The organism is Streptomyces sp. NPDC091416 (assembly GCF_044756845.1).
Lineage (GTDB): Bacteria > Actinomycetota > Actinomycetes > Streptomycetales > Streptomycetaceae > Streptomyces.
This window is the reverse complement of record NZ_JBIVTU010000021.1, coordinates 60,221-72,973: the sequence shown is the minus strand read 5'-3', so window position 1 is coordinate 72,973 and position 12,753 is coordinate 60,221. Positions and strand designations below refer to the sequence as shown.

Sequence of the window (12,753 nt, the reverse complement as noted above, 5' to 3'; positions counted from 1 at the left end):
CCTCAGCGCAGCGGCGTGCCGTCCGCGCGCAGCTGCATCAGCGGCCGCCCGGTCACGAGCAGCCAGGCCGGGAGCGTGGCGACGCAGAGCAGGGGCAGCAGGGTCATGTCGGAGGCCAGTACGGCCGCCGTGAACAGGCTGAGCCAGCCCTGCCGGGTGATGGCGAGCAGGATGCCGAGCACCCCGCACGTCACCGCGAGAGCCAGCGGGACCCCGTCGACCAGGGCGTGCGCGCACAGCCCGAGCGCGACGCCGCAGAACACCGCCGGGAAGATCCGGCCGCCCCGGAAACCGCAGGCGGCCGCGATCATCAGGGCCGCGGTCTTCACCACCGCCATGCCCCCGAACTCGCCCGCCGACCAGCCGTCCGGATCGGCGGCGAGCACCTTCACCTCGTCGAGCCCCTTGAACAGGGTGAGGTGTCCGCCCAGCGCTCCGAGCAGGCCGAGGATCAGCCCGCCCGCCGTCATGGCCAGGACCGGGTGCCGCAGGGCGAGGAAGGCGCGGTGGGCGTAGGGGAAGGCGTACACCGCCGCCAGCCCGAGCAGCGCGCCCGCGGCGGCGATCACGACGGCGGAGAGCAGGTCGCCCCAGTCGGCCCCGGTGTACTCGGGCAGCGACAGGTCGAAGCTGGGGTGGGCGGCCAGCGTCATGGTGAGCGCTCCCGCGGCGCCCGCCGCGAGCGGCCCGAAGAGGCGGTCCCAGAGTGCACCCTGGCCCGGGGTGCCGGCGAGCGTCTCGGTGAGGATCAGCGCGGCGGCGACCGGGGTGCCGAAGAGTGCGCCGATGGTGCCCGCCGCGGCGAGCGCCAGCCAGAGCTGGGCCGGGGCGCTCGGTGCGAACCGGCGGCCCGCCCAGCAGGCCAGCGCGATGTTGACGGCGGTGATCGGATTCTCCGGACCAAGGCTGACCCCGCCCGCCAGCGCCAGGACCGTCACGATCAGGAGCCCCGGCAGCACGGCCGGCGGCAGGGGCGGGTCGACCAGCCCCGTGGTCGCCGGGTCGGGTCCGGCGTGGCCGGGCACCGTCCGGATGGCCAGTCCGGTCACCAGGCCGATCGCGGTGAGCATCACGATCATCCACAGCGAGGAGTACCGGCCGATCGACAGGGCGTCGGGCAGCGTCTCCCACAGGACGTCCTGCAACTGCTCCGCGAGCAGGCTGACGCCGAGCAGGACGAGGGCGGAGACCACGCCGACGGCCAGTGCGGGCACGATGAGCATCAGCAGGCGGCGCGCGGGGGCCGGTTCGGCGGAGACCGGGGAACCGGCGGCGGATTCGGTGGCCATCGGCTCACCATAGCGACGCAAAAGCCTTATAACTCCTCAAATGGTCCAGCGTCTGCGGTATTTCGGCTTGCACCTCACGTCACGTCAGGGCCGAGGCTCGGACACGTACCGAGCACAGGGAAGGAGCGGGGAGCCATGGAGCACTCCGTGGGACAGGTCGCCGGGTATGCCGGGGTCACGGTGCGCACGCTGCACCACTACGACGGCATCGGGCTGCTCTCGCCCGGCGGGCGCAGCCACGCGGGCCACCGGCGTTACGACGACGCCGACCTCGACCGGCTGCAGCAGATCCTGTTCTACCGGGAGCTCGGCTTCCCGCTCGACGAGATCGCCGCACTGCTCGACGATCCGGACGCGGACCCGCAGGAGCATCTGCGCCGCCAGCACGCGCTGCTGTCGCACCGGATCGCCGAACTGCAGCGGATGGCCACGGCCGTCGAGACAGCCATGGAGGCACGGAAGATGGGCATCAACCTCACGCCCGAGGAGAAGTTCGAGGTCTTCGGCGACAAGGACCCGGAGCGATACGCGGAGGAGGCCGAGCGCCGCTGGGGCGGCAGCGACACGTACGCCGAGTCGCAGCGCCGGGCCGCCCGCTACACCAAGGAGGACTGGCAGCGGATGCAGGCCGAGGTCACCTCCTGGGGCGAGCGCTACGACGCGCTCATGGAGGACGGCGAGCCGGCCACCGGCGCGCGGGCGATGGACCTCGCCGAGGAGCACCGGCTCCACATCACGACCTGGTTCTACGAGTGCACGACGGAGATCCACCGGGGACTGGGCGAGATGTACGTCGCCGATCCGCAGTTCAAGGCGTTCTACGACTCGATGCGGCCGGGGCTTGCCGAGCACCTGCGCGACGCGATCGACGCCAACGCGGAGCGCCGGGAGTAGCGGGCGTCACGCGTACGGGGGCGGGGCGCCCCGCCCCCGTACGCCGTTCAGTTCCTGCTGATCACCGCTGCGGTGCCGTACGCACAGATCTCCGTGCCCACGTCCGCCGCCTCGGTCACGTCGAAGCGCATCATCAGCACCGCGTTGGCGCCGCGGGCCCGCGCCTGTTCCACCAGTCGCTCCATGGCCTGGTTGCGGGTCTCGACGAGCGTCTTGGTCAGCCCCTTCAGCTCGCCGCCGATCATGGACTTCAGTCCGGCGCCGATCTGGCTGCCCAGATGGCGCGACCGGACCGTCAGGCCGAAAACCTCGCCGATGACCTGCGTCACCTGGTGGCCGGGTACGTCATTGGTGGTGACGACCAGCACATCGGACTGTGCCGTCTGGCCGCCGCCGTAATCCTCAATGCCCATGGTGTGGCACCTCCTGGGACCGAGTTTTGCCCTGGTTCATCCTGTGTGCATCTCCACGGGGGCCAGTGGAACCGGGAGGGGGTCTGCGGCGTTGATAGCTTTGGGCGGCCACGCAGCCGCCATCGACCACATCCTGGAGCCCGGACCCTTGAATACGCTTGCGCTCGGACCGAGCTGGCTGGACCCGGACCACCTCATCGGGCAGTTCGGGCTGATCGGTGTGCTGGTCATCGTCTTCGCCGAGTCCGGGCTGCTGATCGGGTTCTTCCTGCCCGGCGACTCGCTCCTGTTCACCACGGGTCTGCTGGTGACGACGGACAAGCTGGACACGCCGCTGTGGCTGGTCTGCGTGCTGGTCGCCCTGGCGGCGATCATCGGCGACCAGGTGGGCTATCTGTTCGGCCGCAAGGTCGGCCCCTCGCTCTTCAACCGCCCGGACTCCCGCCTCTTCAAGCAGGAGAACGTCGAGAAGGCCCACGAGTTCTTCGAGAAGTACGGGCCGAAGTCGCTGATCCTGGCCCGCTTCGTGCCCATCGTGCGCACGTTCACGCCGATCATCGCCGGTGTCAGCCGGATGAACTACCGCTCGTTCATCACGTTCAACATCATCGGCGGAATCCTGTGGGGCGTCGGCGTGACGCTCCTCGGCGCGGGGCTCGGCCAGATCGAGTTCGTCCACAAGAACATCGAGGCGATGCTGGTCCTGATCGTGCTGATCTCGGTCGTGCCGATCGGCATCGAGTTCCTGCGCGCCCGCAGCAAGGCGAAGAAGGAAATGGCGTCGGGCGAGGACGAGGACCCGGCCGCCGGTGGCAGCGCGGCCGCAGGCCGCCGCGGTGGCCGCCACGCCAAGCGCTGACGCCGCTCCCGGTCAGCCCGCAGGCCCCCGTCAGAAGCCGCGCGTCCGCTTGGCCGCGCGGCGGTTCGCTCCGCCGACCGCCCCCGGCACCCGCATGAACAGCCGGGAGATCTCGCTTCCCAGATTGACCCCGATCGCGATGGCCAGCGCCGTCGCCACCGCGGTCGACAGGGAGGCGAGCCCCCGGTCCAGCTCGTTCTGCGCGACACCCAGCAGACCGAAGTACGTGGCCGAGCCGGGCAGCAGCGGACCGATCGCGGCCGTGATGAACGGCAGCGACGAGGTGTAGCGGTAGCGCGAGAACAACTGCCCGAACAGCCCGACGAGCCCGGCAGCCGCGGCCGTGGCCGCCACTGCGGAGAGATGGCCCGTCCGTGCCATCGCCCCGTAGATGACCCAGGCCACGCCGCCGTTGAGCGTCACCGCCAGCACCGTGGACCGCTCCTGCTGGAGCAGGATCGCGAAGGCCAGCGTCAGCACCATCGACGCCAGGATCTGCGTCACCGGCCGGTCATGGGAGATCAGCCGCGCCTCCGGATCCAGCTCGGCACCCAGCTGAAGCCCCCCGTAGAGAGCCAGCAGCACCCCGGCGACGATCGCGATGAAGAAGTACATGACCTCCAGCAGGCGCGCCGACGCGGTGATGTAGTAGCCGGTCAGGCCGTCCTGCACCCCCGCGACCAGCGCCCGCCCCGGCAGCAGCGCGAACAGCCCACCGGTGATCACCGCCGACGGCCGTACGTCCGACCAGTGGGTGAGGGTCAGCGCCACGCCCATCGCGGCCGGCGGCATCGCCGCCACGACGAACTGGTAGAACTCCGGCAGCCCGCGTCCGGCACACAGCCAGGCCAGCCGGTCACCGAGCATCGCGCCGAGCGCGGCGATCACGAACACCAGCGGCCCACCGCCGACCAGCACCGATGCCGCGCCCGCCAGACTGCCGGCGGCCATGGTGAGCACCCAGCCGGGGTACGGATGCCGGTTACGGCGGATCTCCGCGAGGCGCCGGTAGGCTTCCTCCAGCGAGACCTCGCCCTCCACGGTCGTGATGTCGTCGATCAGCCGGAAGACCGCGGCCAGCCGGGTGTAGTCGGTGCCGCGGCGGCGCACGGTCCGGCTCGCCGTCACCGGGTCCTCGACCAGCGAGGGCTGATGCGAGATCGACAGCAGCGTGAAGGTGACGGTCGGCTCGCAGCGGTCGAGCCCGTAGCTGCGGGTCACCGCGAACATGGCCGCCTCGACGTCCTCGGCGCCCTCACCGCCGGCGAGCAGCAGCTCCCCGATACGCAGGGTCAGGTCGAGCACGCGCGGCACGGCGGGGCCCGCGTCGTCGTGCCGCTGGACCGGTTCCGGCGCCGGGCGGTCGGCGACGGGCATCCGCAGCATCGTGCGCATCCGGTCCTGCCAAGGGGCCTCCTTGGTCAGCCGGATCATCGGGATGCCGTGCGCGGGCGTGAACGCGGGCGGCGAGCTCCGGGCGTCGTAGGTGCTCGGCGGGGCGAAAGCGGAACCGATCGTGTCCGATCCGGAAGCGGAACCCGTCCCCGGGCCGGCCGCCGGACCCTGTGGCTCGGGTGTCACACCGGTCGGCAGCGAGAACTCGGACGTCGGATGGTCGTCCTCCGGCGGCGACGGGGACTTGTCGACCCCGGCGGGCTGTGAAAAGGCGCTGCGCGCCTCGTCGGACTGGGGCTTCTGGTCATCGGGACCGCCCGGTTCCGCCACCACTCGACCTCGTTCCTCGTCGGCTGCGCGTCTTCGGCCGCACTCCTGCCCAGTATGGCCACGCCTATGGGCGGTCATGCGAACGGGCGGCACACCCGTGAAGGTGTGCCGCCCGGCAGCTTGCTCAGAACGCGCAAGCGGAACGTCAGTGCGCGCCGCCCTGCGCCTCAAGGCGCTTGTACGAGTTCTCGATCTCGGCCTCGGCCTCGACCCGGCCGACCCAGTCGGCGCCCTCGACGGACTTGCCGGGCTCCAGGTCCTTGTAGACCTCGAAGAAGTGCTGGATCTCCAGGCGGTCGAACTCCGACACGTGGTGGATGTCGCGCAGGTGCTCCACCCGGGGGTCGGAGGCCGGCACGCACAGCAGCTTGTCGTCGCCGCCGGCTTCGTCCGTCATCCGGAACATGCCGATCGCGCGGCACTTGATGAGGCAGCCGGGGAAGGTCGGCTCCTCCAGGATGACCAGCGCGTCCAGCGGGTCGCCGTCCTCGCCGAGGGTGTTCTCGACGAAGCCGTAGTCGGCCGGGTAGCTGGTCGAGGTGAAGAGTCGACGGTCCAGGCGGATCCGACCGGTCTCGTGGTCCACCTCGTACTTGTTCCGCGAACCCTTCGGGATCTCGATAACGACGTCGAACTCCACGGGTGGCTCCTCCATGATCAACACATACGACTGATGGTTAAGTGTCCCCCACGGAGTTGTGTGCTCGCGAAAGGGGCTGGTCAACGGTGGCCGAGCCGGTGAAAAGACCGTCGATCAATCCGTTCTCCGCACAGACCAGGACGGCACTCGCGGACCGGCTGGGCATGCGCGGAGGACTGAGCAACCGGCAGTTCACGGCCGTCTCCGCTGCCCTGGGCCTGGCGCTCGCAGCCGGCGCCGCCTTCGCCGCCGGTCCCTGGGACTCGGGTCAGCGTAAGGCCGAGCAGGACTGGGCGGCTGCCCGGGACCGTACAGGTGGCGCACATCACGAGCCCGCCGCCCCCGCCGAGCCCGCCCCGGCGCCCAGCGCCCCGGCCGTGCTCGCGGCACTCGGCACGGGTGCCGACAAGCCCGCACCGGACACCGCCGCCGCCCCGGACGGAGCAACGGCCGGACTCCGCGCCTTGCTGGACCCGCTGCTGAAGAACGCGGCACTCGGTACCCGGCGCAGTGCCGTCGTCATCGACACGGCCACCGGCAAACGGCTGTACGGGCTGGGGGCCGACACCCCCATGACGCCCGCGTCCACCGTCAAGATCGCCACCACGGTCGCGGCCCTGACCGCCCTCGGCCCGGCCCACCGCATCCCGACCACCGCCCGGGCCACCGCCGATCTGCGCACCGTGACGCTGGTCGGCGGCGGCGACCCCACCCTCGACCGGGCGGCCCTGCGCTCCCTGGCCGGCGACACGGCCCGCGCCCTCAAGGACGGCGGCGTCCGCTCGGTACGGCTGCGGTACGACACCTCCGGCTACTCGGGACCCGCACTTCACCCGATCGGCCCCAACGAGAACATCGCGCCCGTGAGCGCCCTGATGATGAACGAAGGGCGGCTCGACGACACCTCCAGCGGACCCGCCCCGCGCAGCGACGACCCGGCCCGCGACGCCGCCGACACCTTCGGTGAACTGCTGGACGAGGCCGGGATCGACATCGGGGACGGTGCCGCCCCCGGCCGCGCGGCGGCGAAGTCCCGGCCCGTCGCCCGGCACCTGTCCGCCCCGCTGTCCGCCCTCGTCGAGCGCGCGCTGACCAACAGCGACAACGACATCGCCGAGGCACTCGCCCGGCAGACCGCGCTCGCCACGGGCGAACCGGCCGACTTCAAGGGCGGCCGACGGGCCGTCACCGGGCAGCTGAAGAAGCTGGGCCTGCCGCTGAAGGGCGTGGCCGTCGCCGACGGCAGCGGACTCAACCGCAAGGACAAGGTCACCGCCGCGCTGCTCGCCGGGCTCCTGGCCCGCGCGGCCGACCAGGAGCACCCGGAGCTGCGCTCCGTCCTCACCGGTCTCCCGGTCGCCGGCTTCAGCGGCACGCTCAGCGACCGCTACACCACGAAATCCGGCGGCACCGGGCTCATCCGCGCCAAGACCGGCACCCTCACGGGCGTCAACAGCCTCTCCGGCACGGTCGTCGACCCCCACGGCCGGCTGCTCGCCTTCGCCTTCCTCGCGTCGGGAACCACCGCTCCTTCCGAGGCCCAGTCCGCACTCGACGCACTCGCGACCGCACTGGCCGCCGGACGGCGATGACCGGCTCAACACCTCACCGCATCAAGGGCAGAGCACGTACGGTTGACGCATGACGAGCATCGGTGGTGCCGGGATGGTCGACTGGAATCTCGCGGTCGCGACCGCGACCCGGCTTGTGCGCCCGGGTCCCGAGATCAGCCGCGAGGAGGCCCGCGAGGTCGTCGCGGAGCTGCGCAGGCATGCCAAGGCGGCGGAGGAACACGTCCGTTCCTTCACCCGGATGATTCCGGAAGGGGCCGAACCGGAGGACACCCCGGTCCTGGTCGTCGACCGGGCGGGCTGGATCAAGGCGAACGTCGCGGGCTTCCGGGAACTGCTGCGCCCCCTCCTGGAGAAGATGGAGGAGCGGCGCGGCGGTGGCGCGGGCGGTGCCGTGCTCGGCGCGGTCGGCTCCAAGGTGACCGGTGTGGAGGTGGGGATGCTGCTGTCGTTCCTGGCCTCCCGGGTCCTCGGTCAGTACGAGACGTTCGCCCCCGCCACCCGTGAGCTGCCGGCCTCGGCCGACGGCGGCGGCAGGCTCCTGCTGGTCGCGCCGAACATCGTCCACGTCGAGCGGGAGCTGGAGGTGGACCCGCACGACTTCCGCCTCTGGGTCGCCCTCCACGAGGAGACCCACCGCACGCAGTTCACCGCGGTGCCCTGGCTCCGCGACCATCTGCAGGGTGAGATCCAGTCATTCCTCGACGAGACCGACGTCGACCCCATGACGGTGCTCGAACGGCTCCGCGAGGCCGCCCAGTCGCTGGCCGGAGGCCGGCCCGAGGGCGAGGAGGGCGAGGACGGCGGCCGCAGCCTCGTCGAGATCGTCCAGACGCCCGCCCAGCGCGAGATCCTCGGCCGGCTCACCGCGGTGATGTCCCTGCTCGAAGGACACGCCGACTACGTGATGGACGGCGTCGGCCCCGAGGTCGTGTCCTCCGTCGGCGAGATCCGGGAGAAGTTCCAGCAGCGCAGGGCGCGCGGCGCGAGCCGCCTCGACCAGGCGCTGCGCAAGCTCCTGGGACTCGACGCCAAGCTGCGCCAGTACCGCGACGGCGAGCGGTTCGTGCGCGCCGTGGTCGACGAGGTCGGGATGGACGGCTTCAACCGGGTCTGGACCTCGCCCAACACCCTCCCGACCAAGGCGGAGATCGCCAGACCGGAGGACTGGATCGCGAGGGTGCACCGTAAGGCAGAGTCATGATCACGGCTCGCGCACAGGCCCGGGACCCGAGGGCAACGCGCCGGTAATCACCCATCCGAGGGACCGTAGGGGCATGGGAAGGCGTGCAATGCTCGATGAACGGGTTTGCTCTGTCACCATCGACGCACTCTGAGTGACGGCACTTTTCTCTGTCCCGCCACTCGGAGGCACCTCTCCAGAACTTCACGAAGGGCACCGGACATGGGTCCCCATCCTGCGGTCGCGGCGATACGCCTGGCGGTCCGCCGCGTACTCCACGACATCATCACCGACTGCGCCGAACAGGCCGAACGCACCGGGCGCGCCCCCCGCGCCCTGCATCCCGAGCTCGCCGAAGCCGGGACGGGCAGCCGGCGCTCCGCACTTCCCGAACGTCCCGACACCCCCCTGGTCCTGGTCGCGTGCTCCGGCGGCGCCGATTCCATGGCGCTCGCCTCCGCCCTCGCCTTCGAGGCCCGGAAACTCGCCGTCCGGGCCGGTGGCATCACCGTCGACCACGGCCTTCAGAACGGCTCCGACACCCGCGCCACCGAGGTCGTCGGCCGCCTCACCGCCATGGACCTCGACCCGGTCGAGGCCGTCGCCGTGCGGGTCGGCCACGACGGCGGGCCCGAGGCCGCCGCCCGCGACGCCCGGTACGCGGCGCTGGACGCCGCCGCGGAGCGCCACGGCGCCGCCGCCGTCCTGCTCGGCCACACCCGCGACGATCAGGCGGAGACGGTGCTGCTGGGCCTCGCCCGCGGTTCCGGCATCCGCTCCCTCTCCGGCATGGCCGCCGCCTCCGGACCGGCCGGCCGCTACCGCCGTCCCTTCCTCCAACTCGACCGGCAGACCGCCCGCACGGCCTGCATGGCCCAGTCCCTGCCCGTCTGGGACGACCCGCACAACATCGACCCCGCCTACACCCGCTCCCGGCTGCGCCACGAGGGCCTGCCCGCCCTGGAGAAGGCGCTGGGCAAAGGAGTCGTCGAGGCACTGGCCCGTACGGCGCAGCTCTCCCGAGACGACGCCGACGCCCTGGACACCTGGGCCGCCGAGGCCGGACGTGATGTACGCGACGACGCGGGCCGGCTGGAGTGCGCCAAGCTGCACGCGCTGCCTCCCGCCGTCCGCCGCCGCGTCCTGCGCCGCGCGGCCATAGAGGCGGGCTCCCCGGCCGGATCCCTCTTCGCCCGGCACATCGAGGAAGTCGACCGCCTCATCACCGGCTGGCGCGGCCAGCAGGCCATCAACCTCCCCGGCCGCGTCGAAGCCCTGCGCCAGGGTGGCAGACTGGTGATTCGGCAGAGCTGACGTACAAGCGGCTGACATGCAGGCGAGCGGCCGCGCAGGCCCGGGCACCGTCCCGGACCGGCAGGCAAGAAAGAGACGCGGGTGAACGAGAAGGACATGGGCACCGACCTTCAGTCGGTGCTCCTCACCAAGGAAGAGATCGACGCGAAGCTCGTCGAGCTGGCCGCGAAGATCGACGCGGAGTACGCGGGCAAGGACCTGCTCCTCGTCGGAGTCCTCAAGGGCGCGGTGATGGTCATGGCGGACCTGGCGCGCGCGCTGTCCACCCCCGTCACCATGGACTGGATGGCCGTCTCGTCGTACGGCGCGGGCACCCAGTCCTCCGGTGTCGTCCGGATCCTCAAGGACCTCGACACCGACATCAAGGGCAAGCACGTCCTGATCGTCGAGGACATCATCGACTCGGGCCTGACGCTGTCCTGGCTGATGTCGAACCTGGGCTCGCGCGAGCCCGCATCGCTGGAGATCTGCACCCTGCTGCGCAAGCCGGACGCGGCGAAGGTCGCGCTCGACTGCAAGTGGGTCGGCTTCGACATCCCCAACGAGTTCGTCGTCGGCTACGGGCTGGACTATGCGGAGAAGTACCGCAACCTGCCCTTCGTCGGCACCCTCGCCCCGCACGTGTACGGCGGCTGAGGCGGCACGGCGAACCCGCCCCGGCGGCGGGGAACCCTCACCGATTTCCCGCCGTTGAGCCTTCGAAGGCCGGTTTGACAGACGTCCCCGACGGTCGTCGGTGACAATGCTGGGGTACCGTCCGAAGAACAGTCTTTACTCACAGCAGCATTTACCTACGGGCAGGAGGGACGGGGCGACTTCGCTCCGTATGGATGGACGTGAAGCGATACTTCCGTGGGCCGGTCATGTGGATCGTGCTGGCCGTCCTCGCCGTGGTCGTGTTGATGAATGTCGTCGGCTCGGGTGGCGGCTACAAGACGGTGGACACCGGCAAGGTGATCCAGGCGATCAGTAAGAACCAGGTGGATGAGGCCAAGCTCACCACCGGTGACGATCACATCATCAAGATCGAGCTGAAAAAGGGTCAGAAGCTCTCGGGCGAGTCCGGCAGCAAGTTCCAGGCGAGCTACATCGGCAACCAGGGCGTCGAGCTCGCCGATACGCTGCAGAAGAAGTTCGAGAGCGGTGACATCGAGAACGGCTACACCGTCTCGCCGTCGAAGCAGTCCCCGTTCGTCTCGATCCTCTTCTCGCTGCTGCCGTTCGTCCTCATCGTGGTCGTCTTCCTGTTTCTGATGAACCAGATGCAGGGTGGCGGCTCCAAGGTCATGCAGTTCGGCAAGTCCAAGGCCAAGCTGATCACCAAGGACACCCCGAAGACGACGTTCGCCGACGTGGCGGGCTCGGACGAGGCGGTCGAGGAACTCCACGAGATCAAGGAGTTCCTGCAGGAGCCGGCGAAGTTCCAGGCCGTCGGCGCCAAGATCCCCAAGGGCGTCCTGCTGTACGGGCCTCCCGGTACGGGCAAGACGCTGCTCGCACGCGCCGTCGCCGGCGAGGCGGGCGTCCCGTTCTACTCGATCTCCGGCTCCGACTTCGTCGAGATGTTCGTCGGTGTCGGTGCCTCCCGTGTCCGTGACCTCTTCGAGCAGGCCAAGGCGAACGCCCCGGCGATCGTCTTCGTCGACGAGATCGACGCTGTCGGACGGCACCGCGGTGCCGGCATGGGCGGCGGCCACGACGAGCGCGAGCAGACGCTGAACCAGCTGCTCGTCGAGATGGACGGCTTCGACGTGAAGGGTGGCGTCATCCTGATCGCCGCCACGAACCGTCCGGACATCCTCGACCCGGCGCTCCTTCGCCCGGGCCGTTTCGACCGGCAGATCGCGGTCGACCGGCCGGACATGCTGGGCCGTCTGGAGATCCTCAAGGTCCACCAGAAGGGCAAGCCGGTCGCACCGGACGTCGACCTCGGCGCCGTTGCCCGTCGTACGCCCGGTTTCACCGGTGCCGACCTGTCGAACGTGCTGAACGAGGCGGCGCTCCTGACGGCGCGCAGCAATCAGAAGCTGATCGACAACAACATGCTCGACGAGGCCATCGACCGCGTCGTGGCGGGTCCGCAGAAGCGGACCCGGATCATGTCCGAGAAGGAGAAGAAGATCACCGCGTACCACGAGGGCGGACACGCCCTGGTCGCGGCGGCCTCACCTCAGGCGGACCCGGTCCACAAGATCACGATCCTCTCCCGCGGCCGCGCCCTCGGTTACACGATGGTGCTCCCGGAGGAGGACAAGTACTCCACGACGCGCAACGAGATGCTCGACCAGCTGGCTTACATGCTGGGCGGGCGCGCGGCCGAGGAGCTGGTCTTCCACGACCCGACGACCGGCGCTGCGAACGACATCGAGAAGGCCACGGCGACGGCCCGCGCGATGGTCACGCAGTACGGCATGACGGAGCGGCTCGGCGCGATCAAGTTCGGTGGCGACAACACCGAGCCGTTCGTGGGCCGCGAGATGGGCCACCAGCGCGACTACTCGGAAGAGGTCGCCGCGCTGGTCGACGAAGAGGTCAAGAAGCTCATCGAGACCGCGCACAACGACGCGTGGGAGATCCTCGTCGAGAACCGCGACGTTCTGGACGCCCTGGTTCTCCAGCTCCTTGAGAAGGAGACCCTCGGCAAGGCGGAGATCGCCGAGATCTTCGCTCCGATCGTCAAGCGTCCGGCCCGCCCGGCGTGGACCGGCTCCGCCCGGCGCACGCCGTCCACCCGGCCGCCGGTGCTCTCGCCGAAGGAGCTCGCCCTCACCAACGGCGCCACCACGGCGAACGGCTCGGTCACGGACACGGTTCCGGTGACCGAGGCGATCCCCGAGGAGCGTCCCGAGAGCTAGACACCGACCC

11 protein-coding genes are annotated in these 12,753 nt (G+C 70.4%); 7 read left to right on the top strand and 4 right to left on the bottom strand.

Annotation, left to right across the window (positions count from 1 at the left end; all coding sequences use genetic code 11):
* Positions 1-2 precede the first annotated feature (2 nt).
* Positions 3-1,289: an ion channel protein gene (locus ACIQMX_RS38445; protein ID WP_363071630.1), complete on the bottom strand. Its 1,287-nt coding sequence runs from the start codon at positions 1,287-1,289 to the stop codon at positions 3-5.
* 135 nt (positions 1,290-1,424) lie between these two features.
* Here ACIQMX_RS38445 and ACIQMX_RS38440 point away from each other — a divergent pair, with 135 nt between their 5' ends.
* On the top strand, positions 1,425-2,183 hold the full coding sequence (locus tag ACIQMX_RS38440) for a MerR family transcriptional regulator (RefSeq protein ID WP_363071628.1): 759 nt from the start codon (positions 1,425-1,427) through the stop codon (positions 2,181-2,183).
* 47 nt (positions 2,184-2,230) lie between these two features.
* Here ACIQMX_RS38440 and ACIQMX_RS38435 read toward each other — a convergent pair whose 3' ends face one another.
* A complete protein-coding gene (locus ACIQMX_RS38435) occupies positions 2,231-2,596 on the bottom strand; it encodes a YbjQ family protein (RefSeq protein ID WP_363071626.1) in 366 nt (121 codons plus the stop codon).
* A gap of 148 nt (positions 2,597-2,744) precedes the next feature.
* Between ACIQMX_RS38435 and ACIQMX_RS38430 the strand changes: the two genes are divergently transcribed.
* Entirely contained in the window at positions 2,745-3,455 is a 711-nt protein-coding gene (locus ACIQMX_RS38430) for a VTT domain-containing protein (protein WP_363071624.1), read from the top strand.
* A 30-nt stretch (positions 3,456-3,485) separates the two neighbouring features.
* On the opposite strand, the gene ACIQMX_RS38425 is transcribed toward ACIQMX_RS38430, so the two are convergent.
* Both ACIQMX_RS38425 and ACIQMX_RS38420 read right to left on the bottom strand, forming a co-directional pair.
* Positions 3,486-5,183 carry a threonine/serine exporter family protein gene (locus ACIQMX_RS38425; RefSeq protein WP_402485243.1) on the bottom strand — a complete coding sequence of 566 codons (1,698 nt, stop codon included), beginning with the start codon at positions 5,181-5,183 and terminating at the stop codon, positions 3,486-3,488.
* A 142-nt stretch (positions 5,184-5,325) separates the two neighbouring features.
* The gene (locus ACIQMX_RS38420; protein ID WP_123525235.1) at positions 5,326-5,820 is read right to left on the bottom strand and encodes an inorganic diphosphatase; all 495 of its coding nucleotides are present in this window, start codon (positions 5,818-5,820) and stop codon (positions 5,326-5,328) included.
* 86 nt (positions 5,821-5,906) lie between these two features.
* Between ACIQMX_RS38420 and dacB the strand changes: the two genes are divergently transcribed.
* The 5 genes from dacB (at position 5,907) to ftsH (ending at position 12,743) form a co-directional block, all read left to right on the top strand.
* On the top strand, positions 5,907-7,412 hold the full coding sequence (dacB, locus tag ACIQMX_RS38415) for a D-alanyl-D-alanine carboxypeptidase/D-alanyl-D-alanine-endopeptidase (protein ID WP_402485240.1): 1,506 nt from the start codon (positions 5,907-5,909) through the stop codon (positions 7,410-7,412).
* A gap of 49 nt (positions 7,413-7,461) precedes the next feature.
* Positions 7,462-8,595 (top strand): zinc-dependent metalloprotease, encoded by a 1,134-nt coding sequence (locus tag ACIQMX_RS38410; protein WP_363071618.1) that lies wholly within the window; start codon positions 7,462-7,464, stop codon positions 8,593-8,595.
* A gap of 201 nt (positions 8,596-8,796) precedes the next feature.
* Positions 8,797-9,888: a tRNA lysidine(34) synthetase TilS gene (gene tilS, locus ACIQMX_RS38405; protein ID WP_363071616.1), complete on the top strand. Its 1,092-nt coding sequence runs from the start codon at positions 8,797-8,799 to the stop codon at positions 9,886-9,888.
* A gap of 96 nt (positions 9,889-9,984) precedes the next feature.
* Entirely contained in the window at positions 9,985-10,524 is a 540-nt protein-coding gene (gene hpt, locus ACIQMX_RS38400) for a hypoxanthine phosphoribosyltransferase (protein WP_037777945.1), read from the top strand.
* A 194-nt stretch (positions 10,525-10,718) separates the two neighbouring features.
* Positions 10,719-12,743, top strand: a complete 2,025-nt coding sequence (gene ftsH, locus ACIQMX_RS38395; RefSeq protein WP_363071614.1) for an ATP-dependent zinc metalloprotease FtsH — start codon at positions 10,719-10,721, stop codon at positions 12,741-12,743.
* Positions 12,744-12,753 lie beyond the last annotated feature (10 nt).